Genomic DNA, 25,785 nt, shown 5'->3' with positions numbered 1-25,785 from the left:
ACTAAGATTGTAAGGAAATGTAAACACCCTTCCTAAGCATTAGATTGCTTCTGTGTGCAATGACAAATCAGATCGAGACAACATTATGAAAAGTAAGGCTTCCAACTTTGGCCCGTTTGTTGTAATTTCGCCGAGCACTATTTAGGAGAGTAATATGGACAAGCACGAAGAAGTCTTGATTGCCCTGCGACAAATCATCCGGGCCATCGATCTGCATTCGCGCAAATTGAATAAACTGGCTGGTTTGACAGGCCCGCAGCTGGTATTGATGCGCGCAATACGCGATTCCGGCGAAGTGACTATCCGTCAGCTTTCCAATAACACCAATATGAGCCAGGCGACCGCGACCACGATCCTTGATCGTTTGGAAAAGCGTAGTTTGGTGATCCGTGAGCGTAGCAAACTGGACAAGCGCAAAGTCCACGCCTATCTCACTGATGAAGGTAAAGAATTATTGGCAAAAGCACCGCCTCCTCTTCAAGAGGACTTTGTTGCCCGCTTCCAGCGTTTGGAAGAATGGGAACAATCGCTACTGCTATCATCCGTACAGCGCATTTCTTCGATGATGAATGCCGAGCACCTTGATGTAGCCGCGATGCTAGAAGTCGGAAGCATTACCAAGCAAGAAACCGATCGCTAATCGGCACCGATTCAAGAGGGATTGTGATTGCTACTCGAAGGCATTGAAACCCTATTGGTACTGGCCCAAGAAGGTACCATGAGCAAAGCAGGCAGCCGGCTTTACCTCAGCCAGAGTGCGGTCAGCAAACGCATTGCCAAACTGGAGCAGCGGATTGGCAAGAAGCTGATTGAGCCCGATGGGCGTCGTATCAAGTTGACTGCCGACGCAATACAACTCATTGCTGCGGTCGAGCCGGGGTTCAAGGCCCTGAAAGGTCAGATATTTGATCAGCTCGATGTCAATGATCGCACCGTGATCCATTTAGCCTGCTCAGAAACTCTGGTTGCAGGCTATCTGGCACCAGTAATGGGCGATTATATTCAGCACGATCCTTACCTTGCCATCAGCACCCACCATACCCCCATCATTGTTGAGAAAGTGCAATCAGGCGATGCCGCTGTCGGGTTCTGCGCTGGCCACCTACCTCCTCAACATGGGTTGGCGGTTAGCCATTTGTTCGACGAACCGTTTTCGGTCGTTAGCAGGGAAACGCTTGACCAACAACCGAGCCAGTTGCTAGTCAATGACTTGAAAAACCCAGCCAACGCCAACCAGGTTAGTTCTTTGCAGAAAGCGGCCATTGCCCCTTACATGGAAATGGACTCTTATACGGCTGCTGCACAGTTGGCATTAAGTGGTGTCGCTGCGGCGCTGGTGCCAATTTCTATCGTCAATACACTCAAAATTGCCCCTCACCACTGCCATCATTTTCCATTTCTTGATGAACTAACGCGCCCGGTGCAGCTTTGCTATCGCCAAAGTAGCCTCCAAGCCCCCCGGACACGTAAGCTTATTGAAACCATTGCGGATTCTGTTCAACTAGCAATTTGATTGCCATACCCATTGATGTGATCACCACCATAGGCCGGATCAGTTTTCGTCCTTTTGAGATCACGACTTTAGCCCCCATCCGCGCACCGATGAACCCACCAACAGCCATGATGATCCCAATCTCCCATACCGGTAGACCTGCAAAGATAAAAAACAGTAAGGCGGCAAAGTTAGAAGTGAAATTCAAAATCTTGGTTCGTGCCGTGGCCTCCACCAATCCGAATTGGGCAATCGCAACAAAGCAGATGGTATACAAGGCACCGGCCCCCGGGCCGAAGAAACCGTCGTAGAAGCCAATGCTGGTGCCAACGGAAAGCGCAAAAAGGTTCTCAGATAGCTTTGGTTGGCCGCCACCCTGCCCGACCTGAGGGGCAAACAGGAAATACAGCGAAATACAAACCAATAAAATGGGGATCAACTGCGTAAGCACACCAGCATCAATACGCTGGACAAGTTCGGCACCGGTGGCTGCACCGATGAAGGTAAAGATGATCGCATTGCGCATTTCACCCAAACTCACCAAACCATTACGGACAAAATACAGCGAGGCTGAGAAACTCCCAAATGAACCCTGTAGTTTATTCGTCGCCAACGCTTGGGTTGGTGGTACGCCTGCGGCAAGCAGGGCAGGCACGGTCAGCAAACCGCCTCCCCCAGCAATCGCATCGATAAAACCCGCCAGTCCAGCTACTAAAAACAGTAGCCCCAATACTTCTAATGACAACTCCATTTAGACATTTCTCTTTAGTTAAGTGCTTGAGTTCTGGGGCTGAAAAATAGCACTTGTGCCCACTCTCGAACAGCGAAACGATGGACCACAACCCATTCCAGTTTGGAATTGGTCAAACAAAGGTCACAAAAAGTCCAATGCATAATGTTAAAAAACATAATAACTTCTGCCTGGTTAACGACCTCATCGCGTTGCTATTTTGACCAAATTTACTGAAATCTATTGCCGTCTGTTAACCCCGTCCCAGTTTCTCGGCTCCGCCTATGCCGATTCGGTATTGAAAAGCAATATTCGGCATTTAACAGCTGTTTTTCGTTTGCGCACTATACCCATAAATAATTCAAGGTTTTATCATTTCAAACGGACAGGAAAACAATGTTAGTAGTATTAGAACTGATGGTCGTACTCGGCTGCATATACTGGGGACTCAAAATGGGCGGGCTCGGCGTTGGGCTAGCAGGGGGATTGGGGTTGGCAATTCTCACCCTCGGCTTTGGCCTTGAGCCAAGTGCCCCTGCCGTCAACGTCATCCTGATCATCATGGCGGTAGTGACTGCGGCCTCGACCATGCAGGCTGCAGGCGGTATGGATTGGCTGGTCCACCATGCCGGCAACCTAATGCGCCGCAACCCAAAATACATCTGCTTCCTAGCACCAATGATCACTTGGCTGATGACCATTATGGCAGGAACCGGTTACACGGTATTTTCAACCTTGCCCGTGATTTCTGAAGTCGCCAAAGAGATCGGCGTACGCCCTTCACGGCCGCTGGCAGGGGCTGTGGTGGCTTCACAAGTCGCAATTTCCGGCTCCCCTATTTCTGCCGCGATGGCTGCAATGATTTCCATCATGGAGCCTATCGGTGTGAGCTTCCTGGAAATCATGGCTGTCTGCCTGCCAGCATCATTCATCGCGGCGATGGTCGGTGCCTTCATTGCGTCACGCCAAGGTTGTGAGCTTAAAGATGATCCCGTTTACCTCACCCGCCTACAGCAGGCTCAGGAGCAGAAACAACAACAAAGCCTCACCCTTGAACCGAAAGCCAAATACTCTGTTATGCTATTCCTTCTTGCGACCATTGCCATTGTTATCTATGCCGCTTTCCCTGTACTGCGCCCACATTTTGCCGACGGCAGCATGATGTCGACCCGCGATATCATTATTGTTTCAATGTTCGCGGTTGCTTGCTTGATGGTTCCTATGTGTAAAGTTGATCCGGAGAAGATCATTCGCACCACGACTTTCCGTTCAGGCATGAGCTCAGTGGCGGTTATCCTAGGTATTGTGACGATGGGCTCAACCATGGTGAACGCCTACCTACCTGAAATTAAAGAGTTTGCTGGCTCCTTGTTGCAATCCTACCCAATGCTACTGTCACTGGTACTGTTTGGCACTTGCACCCTATTACTTTCGCAAGGAGCGACAACGCCTCTGATCATCCCATTGGCGCTGAGCTTGCAGGTGCCACACTGGGCGATCCTAGCTTCATTCGTCGCGGTTACCGGTGTGTTTGTCCTTCCGACCTACCCAACATCATTAGCAGCTATTGAGTTTGATTCAACAGGTTCAACCCGTATGGGCAAGAATATCTTCGACCACCCATTCTTGATGCCAGGCTTGATTGGTGTGGCGGTCTCGACGGTATGCGGCTTCCTGTTGGCACCTATGATTGTGTAATGGCAAGCTGGGTTACAACCGGTCACCCAAATAAAAGCGAAGCGCCAGTTGGCGCTTCGCTTTTATCATTTTCATAGCCTGAAATTAAATCTGCTTTTGGGCATGGAGGCGCAAAGCCTGCCACACCTGTTCGCCTGCAGGATGCAAGCGAGCCTGATAACGGTATGCATAATAGGTGATAGGAAGGCGCAGTGACTCATCGCCCAGTATTGCCACCTTACCATTTGCCAAATCCTGCTTAATGGCGTAATCCGGCAACCAGGCGACGCCCAGTCCCTGCAACGCTAACGTCTTGAGCAAGTCTGTCATGGAAGATGAAAACACCGGTTGTAAATTCACTTGCTCCCGGACCACTTCAACCTGCCGCCCCATGTAGGAGCTCGGGCTATAAGCTAGCCAAGGGACTTCAGTCTCTGCGGTAATACTATAAAGCGGTTTGCCCGCTTCATCACAGGCACAGACAGGCAACAACTCAGCCTGCCCTACTTGCAATGACTGGTAAGGTGGTAGACGCAACAGTTCATCATCGAAGGCAAGCAGAATATCACAGCCACCTTCTTGAAGTTCTTCAATCGCTTCATCGACATCGATCGCCTCGACACTCAATATCGGCTTATGCTTACCTGCCATCAGTTCTGTTTGAATCGACGGCACCAAACTGGTCGCCAACGAATGGGCTGCAGCCACCCGGACATTGTTTCCGCCCAGCTTGGAAAGATCAGATAACTGACCTATTCCATCCATCATTTGGTTGATCAAGGTACGCGCCGTAATACGGAACAACCTGCCACTAGGGGTCAATGCGACTGGGGTCTTGCTTCTATCAATCAACTCCGCCCCGACAGTCTGCTCCAATGCCTTGATTCGGCGACTGAATGCAGGCTGGGTAACATTACGTTTTTCTGCGGCTAGGGAGAAGTTCCTCACTTCAGCTAGCACCAAAAAGTCTTCTAACCACTTACTTTCTATATTCATATCGGTACAACACGTTTTTCCCTAACCAAGCAGCGGCAGTATAGCGAACCCCAGTGCACATACAGAGTTATTTCAAGCCAGCCAGATCACAAATCCATCATCTCCCCATACCGATTCTGCATAACTGGCTCAGCAACGGCATTTCTCACCACCACCTCACTCACCTATAGTGAACTCAGTGGAAAATACTGTAGGAACAATAAGATGAGCAGGAAATTAGGTATATTGGGCGGAATGGGGCCACTCGCCACTGTCGAGTTCATGCAAAAAATCATCGCGCAGACGCCAGCCTGCAGCGACCAACAACATATTCCTATGCTGGTTAGTAATAACCCGCAGATCCCTGACCGTACCGCTTTCCTGATCAGCAACGGCGATGATCCCTATCCAGCCCTGAAACAAGGGATGGAGCAACTCGAACAGGCTGGGGCTGAATGTATCGTTATGCCATGCAATACCGCCCATTATTGGTACCCGAGGCTGAGCAATACCTGCCGGGTACACATGATCAGTATTCTCGATAGTGTGGTGGATGAAGCTAAACTGCGTGGCTACACAAAAGTGGGCATCATGGCCACTACAGCAACGATGACGACGAGGATGTACGAGACCAAACTGGCCCAAAAACAAATTGCTGCCGTTGCCCCGGAGCAAGACCAGCAACAGGCCGTGATGGATGGCATCTATGCCGTTAAAGCAGGAGATGTCGAACAGGGTCACCGCTTAATGAAACCGGTATTTGATTCCCTGCTCGAACAAGGCGCAGACGCCGTTATCCTAGGCTGCACAGAAATCCCCGTAGCCCTTGCTGAAACCGTGTTTAATCAGCCAGAGCAATGCTTAGATTCACTCAATATCTTGGCAAAAGCCTGCATTGACTGGGCAATGGCTGACTCTGCCGAGCTCGTGGCTTAACGCGCTCAGCGCGAACAAGCAAAATAGCTTGAACTTTGAACAAAGACGTCTGTTGGCTATACGACCGGCATAATGCCAACCAAAGTAATCAGAGTTAGACAAATGAAACAATCGTATCCAGCCACTGGGGGTGTTCTTCAGCCAGTAACTTCACCGCCATGACCATGGATACTGTCACAACCAGTGGGCGGATTAACTTCCGCCCTTTGGTCACCACTACTTTCGCTCCCAATCTTGCCCCGATAAAACCGCCAAGAGCCATGACCAGGCCAATCTCCCAAACCGGCAAGCCGGCAGCAACAAAAAACAACAAGGCCGCAAAGTTTGAAGTAAAGTTGAGGACTTTGGTTTTTGCCGTTGCTTCGACAATACCCAACTGAGCGATAACCACAAAGCAGACGGCAAATAACGAGCCCGTACCGGGACCAAAAAAGCCGTCATAAAACCCAATCCCAGTACCAACGGTTAATGCAAATCCAGCTTGGCTTAGCTTGGGTTTACCACCACCTTCGCCGGCGTCAGGGGCAAACAGAAAATAGAGTGCTATCACCACCAGCAGGGCCGGAATGACTTTAGTCAGCGTGCCGGCGTCCATATACTGGACAAGCAACGCGCCCGCAGCAGATCCGATGAAGGTACACAAAATCGCCAAGCGCATCTCACTGAGCTTAACCAACCCATTGCGGACAAAATACAGCGAGGCGGAGAAACTGCCAAATGAGCTTTGTAGTTTATTAGTCGCCAATGCTTGTGCGGGAGGAAGACCCGCGGCTAACAAAGCGGGCACAGTCAGCATCCCACCTCCACCGGCAAGGGCATCAATAAATCCGGCGAGGCTAGCAACCAAAAACAAAGCCCCGATAATTTCCCAAGAAAATTCCATACAACTTCCAACACACAAAATAAAACACAGCAACAGGCAAATGCCTTAGGAGCACACCCACTCCAAAGGCACGATAGAATACGGATTGCCGATAAAAAGAAAAATGAAAATACGGATAACGACCTATTCCTGTTTTTAATAGGTCGACTCATTACCCCAATGACCCGAGTGAAGAGTTATATAGAAAATTAATTTCATTTCAACAAAGGAATAAACCATTTTGTCGTTATTTTACGAACATGGATTAACTGGTGCGGCGGTAGAGGATTCAGCCCTTCGTTGATAAAGGCCTAAGCCGGGGCAAATTTAACCACAGTATTAGTGCAGGGATACAAAATCATTGTTTCCAAAAGTTGATTAATTATTTTTCATCAGCTTGACAGCAAAATACATAAGTACATGTTTTATGTAAGTTAAAACTTTTAAGGCAATAACATCCGTTTCACTTCCTCGATCTAATTCATATTGATTTACGCATTAATGGCCACAAAAAAGCGTAGCGCAAAGGCCCCGATTCCCTACAATATTCTTCCTATAACAACATTTCGTTACACCCTGTAAACAAAATTACAAAGAGTGAAGCGTTAGCGTGCTAGCCACTTCACCCCAAGCACTGGAGCCAGTATGAAGGTCAATCTATTCGCCACCTGCCTGTGCGATACCGTCAAAGCGGAAGTCGCCAAAAAAAGTGTGTTACTGCTGGAACAGCTCGGCTGTGAGGTCCTTTTCCCAGAACAGCAAGGCTGTTGTGGCCAACCTTCACTCAACTCCGGCTACATCAATGACAGCAAAAAAGGCATGAAAAACCTCATCACAGCTTTTGAGGCCAATGAATATCCGATTGTTTCTCCAGCCGGATCCTGTGTCGCCTCTATCAAGCGCTACCCGGAGTATTTAGCTGATGAGCCCGAATGGGCTTTAAGGGCGCAACAAGTTGCAGACCGCTTTTTCGAACTCACCCAGTTTATCGTCAACCAATTGGACGTGACCCAGCTTGGCGCCAAACTCGACGGCCGCGCGGTATACCACCCTTCGTGCAGCCTGATCCGCAAGCTCAATGTGCGTGAAGAACCCATCAAATTGCTTGAGCAAGTAGAAGGGCTGACCCTGCTTCCTATTAACCACCAGGAAACCTGCTGCGGCTTCGGGGGCACCTTCTCTGTCAAGATGTCTGAAATCTCCGGCGAGATGGTCAAAGAGAAAGTCAGCCATATCAGTGCCGTCGAACCTGATTACCTGATCGGCGCAGATATCAGCTGCCTGATGAATATCGGGGGCCGTATCAGCCGTGAAGGCAAGCCCATCAAAGTCATGCACATCGTTGATGTGTTGATGAGTCGCTGAGGGAGGAAGCACAATGTCGATGAAAACCAGCAGCACCCATTTCAAACAGCGTATCGAAGTACAGATGCAAGATACCTTTATGCGTGAATCAGTCGCTAATGCGCAAACCCGGATGTTCACCAACCGTCAGGTTGCTGCCGATAAGCTGGGGAACTGGGAGCAATGGCGTGAGATGGGTATGGACATCCGCAACCATGTTCTCGAACATCTGGATTACTACCTCCACCAACTGAGCGAAAGTGTCAGCCGTAATGGTGGCAAGGTGTTCTTTGCCCAAACCGCCGAAGAGGCCACCGCTTATATCGAATCCATCATCAAGGAAAAGAATGCCAAGAAAGTGGTCAAATCCAAATCCATGGTGACCGAGGAAATCAGCCTCAATGCGATGATTGAGCGCAATGGCTGTGATGTGGTCGAAACCGACCTTGGCGAATATATCTTGCAAGTGGATGACTACGACGCCCCGTCACATATCGTGGTGCCGGCACTGCACAAAAACCGCTACCAAATCCGCGATATCTTCCGCGACAAAATTGGTTATCAAGGCAGTGAGGAGCCAGAAGCCCTCACCCGCTATGTACGAGACTATATCCGGCACGACTTCCTCGAAGCTGACATCGGCATAACCGGGTGTAACTTTGCGGTAGCCGAATCGGGGACAGTGACACTGGTGACCAACGAGGGGAATGCCCGCCTCGCCACCAGCTTGCCAAAGACCCATATTGCGGTAATGGGTATGGAGCGGATCGTCCCGACCTTCGAAGAGTTGGATATAGTGATCAGCCTGCTATGCCGCAGTGCGGTCGGACTGCCATTGACCGGTTATGTCACCGCCCTGACTGGCCCGAGGGAAGAGGGGCAACTTGATGGGCCGGAAGAGTTTCATTTAGTCATCGTTGATAATGGTCGCTCTGATATTTTGGGATCGGAGTTCAAAGATATCCTGCGCTGCGTGCGTTGTGCCGCCTGTGTCAACACCTGCCCGGCCTACCGCCATATTGGTGGCCAGTCATACGGTTCAATCTATTCAGGCCCAATAGGCGCGGTATTGTCGCCATTACTCGGTGGCTATGAGGACTTCAAAGAGCTGCCTTACGCCTGCAGCCTCTGCAAGGCTTGCCATGATGTCTGCCCGGTTAAAATTCCACTGTCGGACCTATTGCTCAAGCACCGGCAGAAAATGGCAGAACAAGGCATGACCCCGCTCTCTGAGCGGATGAGTGTAGCCGCATTCAATATCATCAATGCCAAGCCAATCCTATGGGATAAGACCGTGAAAGTCGGTGCTACCCTAGCAAGTGGTCTGATAAGAAACGGTAAGTTACCCCTGCAGGTCGGTGCGATCGGTGAATGGACGGAAGCAAGAGATCTTCCCCAGCCAGATGGCCAATCCTTCCGTAGCTGGTTTAAAAACAGACAATCTACCCCGGAGTCTTGAACATGAGCGATATCATCAACCGCGACCGATTTCTCGATAACATCGCTGCCAAGCTGGGGCGACCACGGCAAACAACGCCTGTTGAACGTCCAGCACTCCGCTATACCTGCCATCACGACGTGATGGCCGGGAAAAGCCGCGATGAGCTCAAGCAAATCCTGATTGATTACACCCATAAGGCGCTGGGAGCACATGCGTTAGTCACCACACAGGCCGGGCTAACGGAAACTCTGCGTCAAGTTTGTGCAGGTTACTGTTTAGATGAAACGGCTGCCAGCCCTACGAATAACCCATCAACAGCGCCAAGCGAAACGCTGGTATCGGCCGATCCGCGCCTGCTCGAATTGTTTGACCCCGAGCAGCTAGATACTGAAGAGCATGTTGTCCATGTGTGGAATACCCAACTTGGCTACGGACCGAATATCGAGATTGCTGAGCGGGCCAAGGTCGGTATCGTCTATGCCGAGCAGGCGCTGGCTGAATCCGGCACTATGGTGCTGTATAGCCAACCGGCACAAGGGCGAGCTATCAGTTTGCTGCCTGAGGCTTCTGTGTTTGTGGTACCCAAAAGTGCATTGGTTGCCCGCCTGACCCAAGCCACTGCCGAGTTGCACAAGAAAGCCCAGCAAGGGGAGCGGCTACCGTCCTGCGTTAACTTTATATCAGGACCAAGTTCGACGGCAGATATCGAACTGATCAAAGTGGTCGGCGTTCATGGCCCAGTCTATGCCACCTATGTCATTATTGATGACCTATAACAGACAGTAAAAGTAGGTATTCATGGCGCAGATTGATGATCTGGTGCTTTTTGCCCAAGTTATCGAGCACGGCTCTTTCAGCAAGGTTGCTGAGCTCAACAACATCACCAAATCCGTGGTGAGCAAGCGGATCAGCAAACTTGAGCAAGAGTTAGGGGTACAGTTGATGTACCGGACCACCCGCAGGCTGACATTGACCGAACCGGGTTCAATCTTATATCAGCGGGCCAAGGAAGTTCGTCAGGTTGCGCAATCTGCCTTTGACTCGGTAACCGGGTACAGTGAAGCCCTGTCGGGACATATCCGTGTTTCCGTACCGACCATCTCCGGCGAGTTATTATTGTCAAAAGCCCTGTCTGACTTTTGCCAAAACCATCCCGGCCTAACCATTGATATGTCGATGGACAACCAGTTTGTCGACTTGGTCGCACAAAACTATGACTTGGTGATTAGGACTGGCTACCTTGAGGATTCCAGCCTGATCGCCCGCCATATTTTCAATTCAAGGTGGGTGATTTGTGCAACGCCAGGCTACCTAGAGCAATTCGGCGTCCCCGAGTCACCAAAGGCACTCAAACACCATAACTGCCTCGGTTATACCCAGCAAAGTACGGGGCCGTTTGACTGGCTATTCCTGCGTAATACCGACGATACCTACACCATGAAAGTGAATGGTAACTTCTCCAGCGACAATGCGGCAGGCCTTCGCAAGGCGGCACTGGCCGGCAACGGTGTCGCCTACCTGCCGACCTGTTTGGTCTATGACGATCTACAAAATGGGGATTTGGTCGAGTTGTTGCCGGAACATGCCGGCAAAGTGGTGGGGATCTATGCGGTCTACCCTTATACCAAGCAACCGCCCAAACGTATCCAAGCCCTGATTGAACACATTCGTGAACACTACATGGCAATGAAAGAACGGTTCTAGATCTTAGTTCTTGACTCTAGGTTTCAGGATCTAGAATCTAGGTTCTATTACGGCACATTTCGGCAGGGAACGACAACTGGACCATCACATGGCGCTTAAACAGTTCGTCATAGCCCTGCTCATCCAACGCTTTTTGCATACAGTGCAACCACACTTCTTTCTCTGCTACCCCAATAGCAAGATGACGATGGGCACCGGGTAGGTTCATCATGCCGAACTTCTCTTCGTAGCGGGCTGGACCGCCAAGCCAACCAACAAGAAAGGTGGTCAACTTCTCAATAGACTCGCTGAGGTCGTCATCGTGCATCTCGCGCACTTTCTTCGCCTGCGGTAAGGTATCCATGTGGCGGTAGAATGATTCGACCAAAGCCCGGACGCCCTCCTCACCACCAGCGGCTTCAAAGGCAACTCCTGCTACCGTGTAATCCGGCGCGGTTCTCTCTTGTACTGTGTAATCATTGGGTCTGTATGGCTTCATGTTCAACTACAACTGTCTGCTAACACTTTCAGATTTATCAATTATACGGGAAATCTGCAGTCCGGCGCTGTGTTACATCTCAGAAACCAGTGTCAAAGTACATTGTGATGATAAAGCGGGAAAAGACAGGAACTGACTTCGCAGTGACTGGAAAAAGGTAAAACTAACCCGCCATAGGCGGCGGGTTAGAGCGGGATAGAACTTTAAGTTTCAATGATCGGACCACCAAATGCGGTTACCGGCGGTACCTCACCTTTGAATTTCTCGATATCTGCCACTACGGTGTTGGCACTGGTTGCCTGGGCTAATTCTGACGAGCCGACATCCATAGTAAGGGTGTTAGGATCGCCATAGGTATCAATCGCCCCCAACTTCTCGCTAAGCGGTCCATACCATGCCCCCTCGTGAATACGTATTACACCCGGTGGGTAATCATCGGAGACCACTGCCCCTGCCAATAACTGGCCACGGTCGTTAAATACCCTGACCAGATCACCATCATTGATACCACGGGCTTTGGCATCTTCAGGGCTGATATACACCGGCTCACGATCTTGAACCGCATAGGTGGCCCGGTATTCATCCGATTCACACATCTGCGAGTGTAAACGCTTGTCAGGGTGGCAAGATTGCAACCAAAGCGGATACTTGTCTGAGCCCGGCCCACCGTGCGAACGCTCGGCTTTTTCAAACCACATCGGGTGGCCTTGACAGTGCTCGTAGTTATAACTGGCTATCTTACGACTGTAGATTTCAATAAACCCTGACGGTGTACCGAGCGGGTTGATCTCAGGGTCTTCGCGGAAATCGGCATGACGGACAAAGTTTTTACCTTCACCAAAGTCGACCCAGCCTGCCTCACCTACTTCCCAGAACTCATCAAATTCCGGCATTTCAAAGTTGGCTTTATTCGCCTCACGGCATTCGTCATAGAGCGAGCGTACCCACTCCATTTCATCCATACCACGGGTATATTCCTTGTTGCGGCCAAAACGGCGACAGAAGTCGGTAAAGATCTCAAAGTCGGTGCGTGACTGGTAAAGCGGATCCACCAACTTATGCATCGCTAGTACACCGGTACCCGAATAAGCCCCATACAAGTCGATATCGTTTCGCTCAAATTGGGTACAAGCAGGCAGCACAATATCGGAGAAACGGCAGGTCGCTGTCCAGGCAAAATCAATCGTCACCACAGTTTGCAGTTTCTGGAAAGCCGTTTTCATCCGGTTACGGTCTTGGTGGTGGTGCCATGGGTTACAGCCACTGACCACCAGCATCTTGGTATCCGGTAACACCACTTTTGAACCGTTGTAATTAATTTCCTTACCCGGCTCGAGGATAGCATCAATCCAACGGGCAACCGGGATAGTCCGGCTGTAGCCTTTGAAGTCGTTATTATCCCACTTCGGTTTCTTACCCTCATCAACATTGCGCGGGAACCCGCCCGGTCCTGCAGCCCCTGTTGGTGGGATCCCCACCCCACTGTAATGGTGGGAATAAGAGATACCGCCACCTGGCAAGCCAATCTGGCCCAGCATGGTCGCAATAACCGCCCCCATCCAGTATGGCTGCTCACCATGTTGCTGACGCTGTACCGCCCAGCCAAAGATTATCTGGGTACGGTCTTTTGCCAATAACCGTGCGAATTCACGGATCTCATCAGCCTTCACACCACAGATAGGTTCTGCCCACTCAGGGGTTTTCTCGACGTTGTCTTTGGTTTCACCCAGCACATAAGGAATGAACTCATCAAAGCCCAAGGCATAGGTTTCGATAAATGCTTTGTCGTAGAGCTCCTCCTTGTACAAGGTATGGGCGATCGCCAACATGAAAGGTACGTCAGTCTGAGGGTTCACGTACAACTGATCACAGCCCAAGTAGTTCTGGCTTTTTGATTTAACCGGATCGACCGAGATCACTTTGATCTCGCCTTTGGCAACCTTATCCTTGAGCTGTTCATAGTACATGTAAGAGTCATGGGTCTCACACTGCCAGCCTACCTGAGTATTCTTGACAGGGTCATTAGCCCACAGGATCACGGTTTTACTGTTTTCCAGAATATCAGGCCAAGACGTCCCCTGGGCGTAAACTTCGGTCGAGCCCAGCACATAAGGCATGATGGTTTGACCTGCACCAGTCGAGTAATCCCCCACCTTGGTCATGAAGTTACCATGCATCCCCACAGCCCTTTGCATGTGGTTACCACAACTGTGGAACTGGCCGGTTTGACGCCAACCAGTCATCCCGGCATGCAGTGCCCATGGGCCGTAATCTTTCTGGATCCGCTCCAACTCGTTGTAGAAGATATCCAGTGCTTCGTCCCATGTTACCCGGACAAAGCGGTTGTTACCCCGGGTGTCACCGCTGTATTTGTGCTTCTTGAGCCAATCCAGCCGGATCATTGGATAGCGGACACGGGAAGGGTTATAGATAATCCCCTTGATTCCATTGATCATATCTGTCGGGTATTTATCCCGCTCCAGCGGTTTTATCTCGACGACCTTACCGTTATAAATTTTGGCACGGAAGGCCCCCCAATGGGAGCCGGTGGTTTTCCAAATGCCGTCTGCCGAATACGGTGACGACACCTCTTCAGCAGCACGGGCTACCGAGGTGAGTAAGCTTGGGCCAATAACGCCAACTGCGCTTGTGGTTACCAGCCCTGACAAAAATTGACGTCGACTCAGAGACATGTTCTTACCTCGCTTCGCTTCTTTTAATGGCCGCCATCAGAGAAATCTGATGAATGTTTTTGTAGGTATTTCAGCACTAAGGCTTCACTATCACGGTCAAGGTTGACGAACGCCAACATACCGTTGAACATACCCGGCCATGTATTCGCATCGAAGTGATTTTCTGCAGGCTGTGTATGACAAGTACTACAGTTGTTGTTATAGGCAGGTCTTGCCTCAGCCCAGATTTCCTCTACATCATCAAGTAAAGACTCTTTCGGCATCCACAGTTTCACTGTCACCCGTTGCCAGCCCAAACCTGTTAATTCATCTTCTTTCTCTTCAAATTTCTCCACCAAGGTGTCACTCAAAGCCGCATCCTTACTCAGCGCTGCGGTAGGGATATTGAGGCCGAAGTCTTCGTTGATCACCCGGCCAAAACCTTTGGTTTTGCGCCAACCAGCAATTTCAACCTGCACCGCATTGTCTTTGACTTGAACCACTTTAACTTCTGATGCTGGATTGAGCTGGCCACCATCAATAGTCAGGGCTTCATCCTCAAACATAGGGAGATAACGGACACTAAAATAGTTCTCGCCTTCTTTGAAAGAGGTATTACCCGCCTTCTGAACGAGCTGCTGTACCATACCGCCGGAGAGTTCCATGTTGCCAGGCAGTTCATGGGCTATCCCTTTGTGGCAATCCATACAGCTCTGATCACGTTCTGCGGCTTGCTGCATTTGGGTGCGGGCGAGATCTGACATTTCATCCCATTTCATGCTGTCGTAGTTGTGGCAGTTTTTACACTCCAACGAACCATTGGCAGCAAAACGCTCCCACTCGTGGTTAGCAAGCTCTAGACGTTTTTCCAAAAATTTTTCCCGGGTGTTGATCGTTCCGAAAATTGCACCGTATACCTCTTTACTAGCTTGCATTTTCCGGGCGATCTTATCGGTCCAATTGTGGGGCACATGGCAATCTGGGCAGGTTGCCCTGACACCGGAATGATTCGACCAATGCACGGTCCCTTGAAGCTCTTCGTAAACGTTGTCACGCATCTCGTGGCAACCAATACAGAACTTCTCAGTATTGGTCATCTCAAGGGCAGTATTGAAGCCCCCCCAAAAAATGACCCCGGCAATGAACCCGCCAAGCGTCAGTACGCCCAAACTGATATGTACTGCTGGACGCCAAAATGTCGCCCACAGTTTTTTCAAAGCATTCATCATAGTGTTCTACCTATATCCTTTGCAGCTTTACTCTGGCGCTCATATCTCGGCAATCAAAATCACCCATGGCCAGGAGGCCCAAGGAAAAACACTTGCATTGCCCACACGATAAAACCGTAACCACCTACAATAGCGACGGCCAATATGGGAAATAGAAAAATGGTAATAAACAGAAAAGAGCGCCATTCGTACTTGGCTTTCTCTTTGTCGCTGACGGGTTCAGGGTTGCTCATTGCTTCTTTCCTTTTACCTATCTTGTTTTTTGTCTCTCAAGCAAGGCAGTTGCCTAATCCTTAAGAGCTAATTTCTGTAAGTATAGTTAAGGATCGAATCTGGACTCAGAATTGCTAAGGAAATGTCAGCCGGTAGAAGGGATTGGTGAGCAGCGTCTCAAAGAGCACAAAAAAAAGGTGCCACAAGGCACCTTTTTTTATTTTTGTTCTATGTTAATCAGCTAATTACAATGCTGCGCTGTAAATAGTCTGATTCTGCTGGTATAGCTTCAGACGCTGCTCAAAGTTAGCATAACGCTGGCCGTTTGGCTCTTCTAGCTTACCGATAGCCGTTTGCTGTGCTTCGATTGCACGGCGAAATTCTCCACATGCAGCATAGGCAGCAGCAAGGTTGTCGTAGTCACCCGCATCACCTGTGCCATTACGGTTTAGCACTTGCTTAGCCAATTTCAGGGCACGCTCGCCATCACGCATACGCTCGTCAGAACATGTCGCATACAACCATACCAAGTTACGCTTTGATTCCAATGAGCCGCCGTTGGCCGCTTCGTTGAACCACTTGATAGCATTGCCGCAGTCGACAGATCCCGTCGCGCCTGACGCATAGTACATACCAAGCTCAACCATTGCAGGTACATCGCCTTCGTTAGCCGCTTCGGTATACCAATGAACAGCTTGCTGGTGATCGCGTGGCAATACCTCACCCTTCTTGAACAGGTCGCCAATCAAGGTTTTTACTTCCGGCATATCGACAGCCGCTTTTTCTAACCAGTACATGCCTTTTAGCGGGTCGGCTTTCAGGCCATTGCTACCTTCAAGGTAAGCACGCCCCAAAAACAGCTGCATATTTTTATCACCCTGCTCAGCTTCAAGCTCTACATAATTCAAGGTAGACAGCAGGTGGTGCTCAGGAGAAGTGGTTACAGAAGCATTGGCTGTTGTTGCGCCTAAAGCGACCAGGCCGAAGATGGCACCGAATACAACGTTTTTCAGGGTCATAGTAGCTGGCATATCTCAGTCTCTTTCAAAGCGATTGCGGTTTCTGGGTATGAAATTTAAAGAAGTAAAGGTCAAAAAACAACCACTAAATAGTAGACGGCAGAGACTAGAAAGGATGACATTTCGGCGTAATATTATTCCTGTCAGCAACTTAACGCTCACAAAAAAATATAGCTAAAAATCAAAAATGAGAGATAGATCCGATTTACATATACTACAAGATACGGATATTTGCTGAATAAAAGCTTGATAGCAGAAGAATATATCGAGACAGGTAAATCGCCCTGTACAAACAAAAACAGCCAGAGCAATCTGGCTGTTTCCGGTTTTACTTTTAACTTTAAACAGTTAGCACATTACAGGTTGCGGTAGATCTTTTCACCCGCACTGATGTACTGGCCTTGGTGGTAAGAGGTATCACCATCTAGGTCGATATCCAGGTCAATTTCATTTGGCAGATCCAACAGTGCATCACACACCAACACCACATCGTATTCGCCTTCTGGCACATACTGCATCTCATAAGTGTTGTCGTCAGCGACTTGAGCTGTCTTGACTGGCGGATAGTCTGAGCCTAAATCACCATACTCAGGGGTATCGGCTTCATAGAGATACACATAGGCATCTTTTGCTGAAGTGCTACATGCCGATACGTCAATATCACCGAACAAGGTACCAGCAGTGATGTTGTCTACCACCTTGAAGCCTTCACTTTTTAACTGGTACGCCTGCTCAACTAATTGGATCATACTCTTGAGATCAAACGTCATAGTGAAGGTTGTCGGTACGTCAATATTGATATCCAGACCATCAAACTTCAGGTCATCAACAATATCCATCTTCATCTTGTCAACTGGATTACCAACATAGGAATAAGGGGTATCCAAGAAGTCGCCGTAGCTCCCCTGCAGGATAGAGAGTGCCATGCCGGTATACTCACCAACAGGCAACAGTTGCTCGGAGATCAAATTGACCAAATCCACCCCAGTGACATCATACAAGTCGATGACAATAAACTTTGGATAGCCATCGTTATCAACTGGGATATCCGAATCTGCTGGGATACATTGTGTCGAATTGACCCCATATGGATCAGTCATTGATTTTGTTGTCCACTCAATGATGGTTCCAGCAAGATCTGTTACTTGTACTGCATCAATGGCTACACATGCTTGTAGGTCATCTGCCCCCTTAGGTACCTCGTTCGGTGGCATAGAAACATCCACCGATACTGGCACTGAATCATCCTGGTTTGGTGCTGCATCATTGTTCGCTATAGTTGAAGCAGCCCCATCGGAATCACTACACCCGGCCACAATGAGCGTGGCGAGCACTGGTAATATTATTTTTTTCATGTCATCACCCCTACGACAAATAAAAACTGGCCTGTACCAAACCAACATGCTGGCCGCTTAGTGTTTGGCTATGTATTTTTTGTGTCATGCCGGATCAAAACTGAGCAGCTAGCAAAGCCCTGTTTTGTTCTGGCTGACAAGTGGCCGAATCTGACAGTTAAAATTTTAGGCGGATATGGAAGGGCAAAAAATTTATCGTTAGGGTAATTAAGTAATGAGAAAAAGTTCTTATCTTCAAGACGAAAAAAGCCGGTCATTAGACCGGCTTTACTATATTGAAATCAGCTGAAGTGCGGTTATACCGGATCCAACTCCAGCATGGTCTGGATGTCGGCAGGCGCTTTTGCCTCTTGACCGAAGCCGCGTAGACCGACCACATGCACGTGCTCGCGATCTTTGAAGATCTTACGCACTAGTTTGTATGTGGTTCCTTTCTCAGGGCTGATATTTTCCGGCGCTGCGATAAGAAGCTGCATATCCAAGCGGTCACAAAGCTCAAACAGCGTTGCAATCGACTTGCCATCCAATCGCGCGGCCTCATCGAGGAACAATAGACGACATGGGATAATATCTTTGCCACGCAGGCGACGGGATTCTTCTTCCCAGCTTTGTACAACCATCAGCAGGATTGCCTGGCCAGTACCAATCGCTTCACCGGTAGACAACGCACCCGACTCAGCCTGTAGCCAACCGTCTGTACCACGGTTAACTTCGATGCTCAGCTCTAGGTAGTTACGGTAGTCCAGCAACTCTTCACCCATTACCTGCGGTGAGCGCTGACCAACATCGATGTGCGGGTTCAGGCGCTGGAACAACTTGGCAATCGCTTCAGAGAATGACAAGCGGTGGTTACCGAACAAGTCCTGGTGCTGATCTTGCTGATCGGCCAAGCCTTCTAGCAACTGCTCATGGGTTTCGCGCACTTTCACATTCAGGCGCACACCTTTGACCTGGCCAAACCCGATATTCTGCAGGCCTTGGTTGAGCATGCGGATACGGTTCTGTTCACGCTGGATGGTCTTGCGAATAATATTTGCTACCGAGTCAGAGCTGAGCGCCAAACGCTGTTCACGAGCGGTTAGCTCCTCACTAAGACGCGCCAATTCCACTTCCATCTCTTCGATCGCTTCAACCGGATCATCAGTACGGATGATGTCATGGCGAATGCGCTCACGTAGGTGCTGGTAAACCGCAATATAGAACAGGACTTTGCGCTCTGGACGGGAAACATCTTCCGAAGCACGCAGTGCATCACGTAGGTTCTCGTTATCCGCAACCGCCAAGCGCAATGCACCTAGGGATTTATCCGATAGCGAGCGCAGTTCATCAGCTGACATGTAAGCCATTTCGCGGCGATGCAGGCGACGCTCAACGTCACTCTCGCGCGCCAGACGCAGTACCGCACACCAACCGGCTTTGGCAGTAACCACAAGCTTACGGATCTCTTGGTACTCTTTGCCCACTTTACGCAGGCGCTTCACCAAGCCCTTCATTTCCAGCTCAACAGAGGTGATACCTTTCTCTAGCTGGCTACGACGGGTACGCGAAGTGTGCAAACGCTCATTCAACTCATCGCGACGCAGGCGGGCACGTTCTTCGGCTTCTACATCGGCGCGCACCCCCAGTTCCTGAAGTTCACGCTCGAACTCCTGAACCGTTTCCAGTTTCGCCTGGTGCGAACTCTTCAGTGACGCCAATAGTTGGTTGTACTGGTTAGCTTGTGAACGCGTCTGCTTCAGCGCATCACGGCAGCGGTTACGCTCACGCTCAGCCGAGGCTAGCTTGGCTTTTAACTGCTCATTCAGCTCAGAACTCTTGTTGAGCATGTCGACAGAGTCGGCGTAGCCAAAGTGGTGGCGACGCTCAGCCAAATCGGCAACGGCGAAGATCTTCGCTTTCAGGGCCTGAAGCTGCTTGTCGGCATCATCATAGCTGATCTGCAAGGCATCAAACTGCTGCGGGTCGGCATCGAGAGCCGTAACAAGCGATTCAAGTTCAGTAATCGCTTTACCGTGGCGGTTAAGGTACTGGCGGGCTTCATCCAGCTGTGACAGTTGCTGCTGCACTTCGTCAAAGCGTGCTTGCAGAGTGTCATCTTCAAGCAGGTTAACCAACGGGTTGATTTTACCCAATAGGCTAAGCGCTTCACGGGCCGCCGTTAGCTGGCTGCGTTGCTGCTGCTCCTGCGCCTGAGACTCAGAAAGTTGGCGGCTTACCTGATTACGCTTATCGCGGGCAACTTTTAGCGCCGCTTCCGGATCGTCGCTAAAGGCAACAGCCATATGAGTAGCAACAAAACTGTTGAAACTCTGGTACAAGCGCTGAAGCTTCTGCGAGTCGAAAGACGCCTTAGCGTGATCTTCAACCAGCTGTTCACGCTCCTCACGAAGGTGCTCAAGGCGCTGCTCACGGGCGGCACGGCCAAACAATGGCACTTTCGGGAAGCGAGAGTAACGCAGTTGGCGGTCGTTAAGGTGGACGCATACCGCATCTTCTAGCTCATCGACATCGAAACCGCTGTCGTCGAATGAGTCAGCATCACCTTCGATGATGTATAGGTCATCCGGGCAGTCATCCAGCGCAACAAGCTTTTCTTTGATGCCTTTTAGATCCGGCACCACGATAGCGTGACGGGCCGGGCCATACATGGCACTGAAGTAAGGGGCATCAGCCAGGGTAATATCATCGTAGATTTCAGACAGCAGGCTACCGCCCAAGGTATCGGCAAGAGCACGCAGGCGTGAATCATCACTACCGCCCGGCTGGGCCAGACGCTCGATATCCAAATCAATCTGTTGCTTGCGGGCAGCCAGCTTGTCACGGGTCGCAGACGCTTCACGCTCTTTGTCCAGTGTCAGCTGCATCGCTTCCATCACCGCCTGGCTATCGTAAAGCTCACGCTCTGATTGCTCAGACAACTTTTCCAATGCATCAGAAGCGGCAATCCAAGCCGGTGCGGCCGCTTCTAGCGTTGAGATCTGGCTAGTGAGCTGCTGCTCCTGGCGGCGCATGTCATTGCGCTGCTCCACCAAGACTTCCTGCTGTTGCTCCAGCTCTTCCAAGGTCGCTTCATGGCGAGCCTGCTCTTCAGCCAGTGCCAGTTCACCGTCAAGCTCAACCGCAAAACGCTTAGCATAGGTTTCAGCCAACTCAATTGCTTGACGCTGATTACGCACTGCACGCTCAAGGTCGCGGTACTGGGCTTTGAGCTGATCGCTACGCTCAGTAATTGCACCTAGCTGACGGGCTTTGGCAATCAGTTCACGGGCTTTGCTACCGGCTTCTGCACGCTCGATTGAGCCCGCAATTGTGGTGACAATCTGCAGGCCTTTTTCAAACTGCTGCGCCGCTGCCGACGACATATCCAGTTTGTGCTTAAGGGCTAGCAGGGCCGTTGTTTGGGTTTCCTGATCTTGTTTCAACTGGGCAAGGTAAGGCACAGCCTGATCGGCCAGCATCTGGTGCTCACCGGTAATATCACGCGCTTTTTCCAGTGCCTGTACCGCTTGCTGGTATTGCAGGGCACGGGTCTGCTGCATATCCAGCGCTTGCTGGTAATCTGCCAGTTGAGTTTTCAGGCTATCGACTTCTTCTTCCGTCAGTAGTGCCTGCTCTTCAGCCATGGCAAGTTGCTCGGCGGCTTCTTCAACCACCATCACCTGCTCTTCAAGGCGTTCTGTCAGCTCTTCCAGATCTTCACGGTAACGTTCAATCTTCTCCTGCTGACGTACTGCAGTTTGTACTAGCTGAAGATGATCAGAAGCCGCTTGGTGATCCTGCTCCAGCGCACCTTCACGCTCAGTCAGTTCATCCAACTCAGCGGTCATGTTGGTCAGAGAAGCCTGCTGATCATCCAAGCTCTTGCGCGAACCCATTAGTTCGCCGCGTAAACCCAGCGTTTTTTCCAGCTTCTGGCGACGTTCGTTGGCATGGCGCATGTAGTCAGCCGCCACGTAGTTGGTCGCTTCAGTGATCAGGTGCTTAAACAGGTCACGGTCACTCTGAGTCAACTTGATCGCTTCTAGCGTCATACGGTTTTCGCGCAGCGCCGCTTCCATATCCTGAAATGCTTTTTTCACGCCGCTGTTATGTGGCAACAAGTAGTCGCGCAATGAACGGGTAATCGCACTGGAGATACCACCGTATAACGAGGCTTCGATCAAACGGTAGAATTTAGAGCGGTCAGTACTGTTACGCAATTTCTTCGGCAGCACGCCGAACTCGAACATCTGGACATGGTAGTCCGTCACTGAGTTGAAAGCTTTGAACACCACGCCTTCGTATTCACTGCTTACCAACTCTTTAACTTCGTTGATTTGGCGAACGCGTGCCTGGTTATCAGACAGGGTCTCTACCAGTACTTCGGTCGGTTTAACGTGCGACGGCAAGCCTTGGATAATGAACGGCTTGATGTCTACTTTCTTGTCACGTCCGGCAACCTGCTGCAGTTTTACTGCAAAAATGATGCGCTGGTTCTTTGAGTTCACCACATCCAATGCCGAGTAACAGGTACCCGGCTTGAGCTTACCGTGCAGGCCCTTGTCACGGGATGCATTGGAGCTACCCGCTTCGGTGGTATTACGGAAATGGAGCAGGCTCTGATCCGGAATAAGGGATGTGATAAATGCCGCCATGGTGGTCGACTTACCGGCACCATTACCACCCGATAGCGTAGTTACCAGGTTATCGATATCAAATGTACGGGCAAAGAAGCCATTCCAGTTGACCATGGTCAACGATTGATACTTACCGCGTTCCATTAGGCTTCACCCTCCAAACCGGCTTTGTCTAACTCTTGTTCTTGTGTGTCATCCGTTTGCAGCAAGCTTGACTGGCTTGGCTCCTGCTGATGCACCACAACCGCTTCACCGTCGCGGATCAGGCGCATTTGCGCTTCACGCACATCGTCACCGACACGCACATCAGCACCGAAACGGAATACCGCTTCACTGATACGGAACTTACCGTTTTCACCAATTGGGATGATCATGCCAAGGCGGCGCAGACGACGCAGCGAAGTCTTGGTCTTATCGAACAGCTTTTCTCGGTCAAGATCAGAGCCTGTCGCACGGTTGGTTACCATCTTCATCAGCTTCTTCTCGTCAGCCAATGACATCAGCTCTTCGAAAAGCTCTTGGTTAGTAAAAATACCTTCGTGCGCCAATCGCTCAGGGCTAAGGTAAAGGAAACACAATACCTTACCCACCAGCATATCGAGCTCGGTCAATACCGAACGGCTGATCAAAGAGGTCGAGCGTGGGCGCAGGTAGAAAAAACCTTCCGGTGCACGAACCAGTTCGGCGTTGTAGCGCTTGTAAAACATCGCTAGCTCCTGCTCGAATTCAATCAGCAGGGCATGGTTGTCCAAATCTTCGCTGGAAATATGGCGACCAGAGCGAAGGGCATTATCCAGTGCCGGGAAAAGCGGGTTGGCAATCGCCTTGGCCAGCTTTTCAGGCATAAATTCTTCAATATTTGTCAATGACATTTGCTTGTACCTTGGCTCCGTAGTCATTAATAGCTTCCCAATCAGGCTGGATGGCATTGAAGTCCGACTCGGAATAACCCAGTCGAACAGCCTGATCAATCACCAGACGCGCCATATCGAAATGCTGCGCATGTGGGTGCTGAGCCAAATAATCTTTAAGAAGCAAACTCAAGTTAATTGCAGCGCCGGTTTCTTTATGGGCTTGCAACATCGCGGCAATTTGTTCTGCCAGTTGGTCATTGACCAGATCCAGCTCTTCAAATTCCATTTCTTCCGGCACGATACCGGTCACTTCATCATCACGCAGGACCAACGCCTCATCACGCATATCGAGCAACCGCTCGGCATCGGCATAAGTCAGCATCCACGGTGCGTCGAAGTAGTCTTTTACCGACTGGCGCAAGCGCTGGCTGAAGGCGCGGTTCTTGTCCATGTCGATAGCAGTACGAATAAATTTATGGACGTGGCGATCGTAGCCAATCCACAAGTCAATCGCTTGTTGCCCCCAGTTGATGATGCGGTCCAACTTGGCTTGCAAGTTAAATACCATGGCATCAACAAACTCCAGATCCGGGTTGCCCTGAATCTCTTCCTGGATAATCAACAACTGGGTCTGCAACTGGTCACCCGCCGCCTGCAAGGTATCCTGCAGCTCTCGCAAGGTGCTTGAGGTTTCGTTCAGCAGGGTTTCACAGCTACTGATTGCTGCGCGCCAGTCCTGGTTCAGCAGCTCGGCAATATCTTGCTTCACCTGTTGCTGCTGCTCGTCCATGGTGCGTTGGTTGAGATCGATACGGTCAAAGATCTCGGCCACTGAATATTTCAGTACCGCATGAACGTTTTGGCGCCAGTGTTTCTCGTCGCCGCCTTCCTGCGCTGCCGTGGCTGCCTTGTTAATTTCATCGGCTACCATAGCAAGCTGAATAGAAAGTTTCAGCGTTGAATACTCGCGGTGGCGGGCATAATAATCGGTGATCCCGAGGGCCAATGGACTCAAACGGTAAATACTGGCACCGTCGGTGACCTCACTGGTAAAGCGGGAAATCAGGCGTTGGCGAACCAACTCATTAATGGCGTTGTTGGCACGGAAGGCCACGGTTTCCGGTGTCTGTTCGAACATATCGCTGACAATGCGAAATGCATCGATCAATTCACCTTCCCCTAATTCTTCATCAAAACGATCGCCGCTCAACACGGCAATCGCCAACAGAAACGCCAGTCGTTCGGTTGGTAGGTTAAGCTCAAACTCATGCTGCTTAACCCAGTTGACCAACTCGGGAACGGTCTGGGTTACTTCACTCATCCGTTGTCCTTATTGCTTTTGTATTTCTCAGTCTCTGAACCTAATAACGGCTTTTGCGCGTAAACATGTATATACCGGCCCAAAGACAAATAAGGTTCCTGACGGCAAAGTTTTTGCTCCATCGCCAGTACCTGTTCAAAACTGTAATCCCCGACCATGGTTGTTTGCATATAGTCGTGGAATGTACGTACTCCGGTTTTACCTAAAATGTTAAAACCTGCGCTTTCAAGCCAACTGTAGACCTCATCAGGTTTGATCCCATGAAGTGGTTGAAGCTTGAAACGCTTCCTATGCGGCATCCCTTCTTCAATATGGGTCAGGTTGCCACAAATTAAGTTCTTAAACAGCAGGCCATTATAGTTGTAGAACATAACGGAAATAATACCGCCTGGTCTAACTTGCTCTAGAAGGTACTCTAGCGCTGCCTGCGGATCGGCCAACCACTCCATTACGGCATGGAACAGGACCAGATCAACCTGGCTATCGAGATGCTCCCCGATCTCCTGAACCGGGCTATGAACCAATCGATACTGCTCAAGCAGGCCGTTTTTAGCAATATCTTGCTCAGCAAGCTTAAGCATTTCGCTAGAAAGATCACATAAAGTAACGTGATGCCCTAGCTCTGCCACCTTTTGTGACAGTTGGCCAACACCCCCACCCGCATCCAACAGGTGCAGTGGTTTATCGCTCTTCAATAGGGCTAAAATTTGCTCAAGATCTTCCCAAACAACCGTTTGACGGATTTGGCCTTTGCCAGTTCCGTAAATATTTTTTGCAAATTTTTGCGCTAAGTCGTCAAAATTTCGATCTTCGATCACGTCAGCTTTACGTTATGATAGCGGTTCTAAAAATGTGGCTTATTTTCTC

21 protein-coding genes are annotated in these 25,785 nt (G+C 50.1%); 8 read left to right on the top strand and 13 right to left on the bottom strand.

The window, feature by feature from the left end:
* The first annotated feature begins 154 nt into the window (after window positions 1-154).
* Window positions 155-640, top strand: a complete 486-nt coding sequence (locus tag C9J01_RS07440) for a MarR family winged helix-turn-helix transcriptional regulator (RefSeq protein ID WP_107297523.1) — start codon at window positions 155-157, stop codon at window positions 638-640.
* A 27-nt stretch (window positions 641-667) separates the two neighbouring features.
* Window positions 668-1,513, top strand: coding sequence for a LysR family transcriptional regulator (locus C9J01_RS07435; RefSeq protein WP_107297522.1), 846 nt, complete (start codon window positions 668-670; stop codon window positions 1,511-1,513).
* Here C9J01_RS07435 and C9J01_RS07430 read toward each other — a convergent pair.
* Complete coding sequence (locus tag C9J01_RS07430) at window positions 1,473-2,243, bottom strand: TSUP family transporter (protein WP_107297521.1); 771 nt, start codon at window positions 2,241-2,243, stop codon at window positions 1,473-1,475. The genes C9J01_RS07435 and C9J01_RS07430 overlap by 41 nt on opposite strands.
* 375 nt (window positions 2,244-2,618) lie before the next feature.
* Between C9J01_RS07430 and C9J01_RS07425 the strand changes: the two genes are divergently transcribed.
* Window positions 2,619-3,920 carry an anaerobic C4-dicarboxylate transporter gene (locus C9J01_RS07425; protein ID WP_107297520.1) on the top strand — a complete coding sequence of 434 codons (1,302 nt, stop codon included), beginning with the start codon at window positions 2,619-2,621 and terminating at the stop codon, window positions 3,918-3,920.
* A gap of 84 nt (window positions 3,921-4,004) precedes the next feature.
* Here the strand turns inward: C9J01_RS07425 and C9J01_RS07420 are convergent, their stop codons facing one another.
* Window positions 4,005-4,895, bottom strand: a complete 891-nt coding sequence (locus tag C9J01_RS07420; RefSeq protein WP_107297519.1) for a LysR substrate-binding domain-containing protein — start codon at window positions 4,893-4,895, stop codon at window positions 4,005-4,007.
* Window positions 4,896-5,099: 204 nt separating this feature from the next.
* Between C9J01_RS07420 and cuyB the strand changes: the two genes are divergently transcribed.
* Window positions 5,100-5,810, top strand: a complete 711-nt coding sequence (gene cuyB, locus C9J01_RS07415; protein ID WP_107297518.1) for a cysteate racemase — start codon at window positions 5,100-5,102, stop codon at window positions 5,808-5,810.
* A 94-nt stretch (window positions 5,811-5,904) separates the two neighbouring features.
* On the opposite strand, the gene C9J01_RS07410 is transcribed toward cuyB, so the two are convergent.
* A complete protein-coding gene (locus C9J01_RS07410; protein WP_107297517.1) occupies window positions 5,905-6,693 on the bottom strand; it encodes a TSUP family transporter in 789 nt (262 codons plus the stop codon).
* 624 nt (window positions 6,694-7,317) lie between these two features.
* Between C9J01_RS07410 and C9J01_RS07405 the strand changes: the two genes are divergently transcribed.
* From C9J01_RS07405 to C9J01_RS07390, 4 genes are read left to right on the top strand one after another with little or no spacing between them, the layout of a single operon-like run.
* Window positions 7,318-8,037 carry a (Fe-S)-binding protein gene (locus C9J01_RS07405; RefSeq protein WP_107297516.1) on the top strand — a complete coding sequence of 240 codons (720 nt, stop codon included), beginning with the start codon at window positions 7,318-7,320 and terminating at the stop codon, window positions 8,035-8,037.
* Window positions 8,038-8,050: 13 nt separating this feature from the next.
* A complete protein-coding gene (locus tag C9J01_RS07400; RefSeq protein WP_107297515.1) occupies window positions 8,051-9,475 on the top strand; it encodes a LutB/LldF family L-lactate oxidation iron-sulfur protein in 1,425 nt (474 codons plus the stop codon).
* Between the two features lie 2 nt (window positions 9,476-9,477).
* The gene (locus C9J01_RS07395) at window positions 9,478-10,233 is read left to right on the top strand and encodes a LutC/YkgG family protein (protein ID WP_107297514.1); all 756 of its coding nucleotides are present in this window, start codon (window positions 9,478-9,480) and stop codon (window positions 10,231-10,233) included.
* A gap of 22 nt (window positions 10,234-10,255) precedes the next feature.
* A complete protein-coding gene (locus C9J01_RS07390) occupies window positions 10,256-11,161 on the top strand; it encodes a LysR family transcriptional regulator (protein WP_107297513.1) in 906 nt (301 codons plus the stop codon).
* Window positions 11,162-11,198: 37 nt separating this feature from the next.
* On the opposite strand, the gene C9J01_RS07385 is transcribed toward C9J01_RS07390, so the two are convergent.
* From C9J01_RS07385 to cmoM, 10 genes are all read right to left on the bottom strand, one after another.
* Complete coding sequence (locus C9J01_RS07385) at window positions 11,199-11,639, bottom strand: group II truncated hemoglobin (protein WP_107297512.1); 441 nt, start codon at window positions 11,637-11,639, stop codon at window positions 11,199-11,201.
* A 203-nt stretch (window positions 11,640-11,842) separates the two neighbouring features.
* Window positions 11,843-14,332 carry a trimethylamine-N-oxide reductase TorA gene (gene torA, locus C9J01_RS07380; protein ID WP_107297511.1) on the bottom strand — a complete coding sequence of 830 codons (2,490 nt, stop codon included), beginning with the start codon at window positions 14,330-14,332 and terminating at the stop codon, window positions 11,843-11,845.
* A gap of 23 nt (window positions 14,333-14,355) precedes the next feature.
* Window positions 14,356-15,540: a pentaheme c-type cytochrome TorC gene (gene torC / locus C9J01_RS07375; RefSeq protein ID WP_107297510.1), complete on the bottom strand. Its 1,185-nt coding sequence runs from the start codon at window positions 15,538-15,540 to the stop codon at window positions 14,356-14,358.
* Window positions 15,541-15,599: 59 nt separating this feature from the next.
* A complete protein-coding gene (torE, locus tag C9J01_RS07370; RefSeq protein WP_039464313.1) occupies window positions 15,600-15,773 on the bottom strand; it encodes a trimethylamine N-oxide reductase system protein TorE in 174 nt (57 codons plus the stop codon).
* Between the two features lie 225 nt (window positions 15,774-15,998).
* Complete coding sequence (locus tag C9J01_RS07365; protein WP_107297509.1) at window positions 15,999-16,784, bottom strand: tetratricopeptide repeat protein; 786 nt, start codon at window positions 16,782-16,784, stop codon at window positions 15,999-16,001.
* Between the two features lie 344 nt (window positions 16,785-17,128).
* A complete protein-coding gene (locus tag C9J01_RS07360; protein ID WP_107297508.1) occupies window positions 17,129-18,127 on the bottom strand; it encodes a membrane lipoprotein lipid attachment site-containing protein in 999 nt (332 codons plus the stop codon).
* Between the two features lie 296 nt (window positions 18,128-18,423).
* Window positions 18,424-22,887 (bottom strand): chromosome partition protein MukB, encoded by a 4,464-nt coding sequence (gene mukB / locus C9J01_RS07355; protein ID WP_107297507.1) that lies wholly within the window; start codon window positions 22,885-22,887, stop codon window positions 18,424-18,426.
* Complete coding sequence (gene mukE, locus C9J01_RS07350) at window positions 22,887-23,615, bottom strand: chromosome partition protein MukE (RefSeq protein ID WP_107297506.1); 729 nt, start codon at window positions 23,613-23,615, stop codon at window positions 22,887-22,889. The genes mukB and mukE overlap by 1 nt, the downstream gene beginning before the upstream one ends.
* Window positions 23,596-24,918 carry a chromosome partition protein MukF gene (gene mukF, locus C9J01_RS07345; RefSeq protein WP_107297505.1) on the bottom strand — a complete coding sequence of 441 codons (1,323 nt, stop codon included), beginning with the start codon at window positions 24,916-24,918 and terminating at the stop codon, window positions 23,596-23,598. Before mukF ends, mukE begins: the two co-directional genes overlap by 20 nt.
* The gene (gene cmoM / locus C9J01_RS07340; protein WP_107297504.1) at window positions 24,915-25,736 is read right to left on the bottom strand and encodes a tRNA uridine 5-oxyacetic acid(34) methyltransferase CmoM; all 822 of its coding nucleotides are present in this window, start codon (window positions 25,734-25,736) and stop codon (window positions 24,915-24,917) included. Before cmoM ends, mukF begins: the two co-directional genes overlap by 4 nt.
* Window positions 25,737-25,785: the final 49 nt, after the last annotated feature.

Origin of the sequence: Photobacterium rosenbergii, assembly GCF_003026455.1 — a bacterium.
GTDB lineage: Bacteria > Pseudomonadota > Gammaproteobacteria > Enterobacterales > Vibrionaceae > Photobacterium > Photobacterium rosenbergii.
The sequence above is the reverse complement of the archived record's forward strand: the minus strand, read 5'-3'. Positions and strand labels throughout refer to the sequence as shown.

Excerpts from the sequence above, each read along its gene's own strand:
- C9J01_RS07395 (WP_107297514.1), top strand. The coding sequence starts at position 9,478 with ATGAGCGATATCATCAACCGCGACCGATTTCTCGATAACATCGCTGCC.
- torA (WP_107297511.1), bottom strand. The coding sequence starts at position 14,332 with ATGTCTCTGAGTCGACGTCAATTTTTGTCAGGGCTGGTAACCACAAGC.
- C9J01_RS07365 (WP_107297509.1), bottom strand. The coding sequence starts at position 16,784 with ATGCCAGCTACTATGACCCTGAAAAACGTTGTATTCGGTGCCATCTTC.
- C9J01_RS07425 (WP_107297520.1), top strand. The coding sequence starts at position 2,619 with ATGTTAGTAGTATTAGAACTGATGGTCGTACTCGGCTGCATATACTGG.
- mukE (WP_107297506.1), bottom strand. The coding sequence starts at position 23,615 with ATGTCATTGACAAATATTGAAGAATTTATGCCTGAAAAGCTGGCCAAG.
- torE (WP_039464313.1), bottom strand. The coding sequence starts at position 15,773 with ATGAGCAACCCTGAACCCGTCAGCGACAAAGAGAAAGCCAAGTACGAA.
- C9J01_RS07405 (WP_107297516.1), top strand. The coding sequence starts at position 7,318 with ATGAAGGTCAATCTATTCGCCACCTGCCTGTGCGATACCGTCAAAGCG.
- C9J01_RS07400 (WP_107297515.1), top strand. The coding sequence starts at position 8,051 with ATGTCGATGAAAACCAGCAGCACCCATTTCAAACAGCGTATCGAAGTA.
- C9J01_RS07410 (WP_107297517.1), bottom strand. The coding sequence starts at position 6,693 with ATGGAATTTTCTTGGGAAATTATCGGGGCTTTGTTTTTGGTTGCTAGC.
- C9J01_RS07420 (WP_107297519.1), bottom strand. The coding sequence starts at position 4,895 with ATGAATATAGAAAGTAAGTGGTTAGAAGACTTTTTGGTGCTAGCTGAA.
- C9J01_RS07385 (WP_107297512.1), bottom strand. The coding sequence starts at position 11,639 with ATGAAGCCATACAGACCCAATGATTACACAGTACAAGAGAGAACCGCG.
- mukB (WP_107297507.1), bottom strand. The coding sequence starts at position 22,887 with ATGGAACGCGGTAAGTATCAATCGTTGACCATGGTCAACTGGAATGGC.
- C9J01_RS07440 (WP_107297523.1), top strand. The coding sequence starts at position 155 with ATGGACAAGCACGAAGAAGTCTTGATTGCCCTGCGACAAATCATCCGG.
- torC (WP_107297510.1), bottom strand. The coding sequence starts at position 15,540 with ATGATGAATGCTTTGAAAAAACTGTGGGCGACATTTTGGCGTCCAGCA.
- mukF (WP_107297505.1), bottom strand. The coding sequence starts at position 24,918 with ATGAGTGAAGTAACCCAGACCGTTCCCGAGTTGGTCAACTGGGTTAAG.
- C9J01_RS07360 (WP_107297508.1), bottom strand. The coding sequence starts at position 18,127 with ATGAAAAAAATAATATTACCAGTGCTCGCCACGCTCATTGTGGCCGGG.
- C9J01_RS07430 (WP_107297521.1), bottom strand. The coding sequence starts at position 2,243 with ATGGAGTTGTCATTAGAAGTATTGGGGCTACTGTTTTTAGTAGCTGGA.
- cuyB (WP_107297518.1), top strand. The coding sequence starts at position 5,100 with ATGAGCAGGAAATTAGGTATATTGGGCGGAATGGGGCCACTCGCCACT.
- C9J01_RS07390 (WP_107297513.1), top strand. The coding sequence starts at position 10,256 with ATGGCGCAGATTGATGATCTGGTGCTTTTTGCCCAAGTTATCGAGCAC.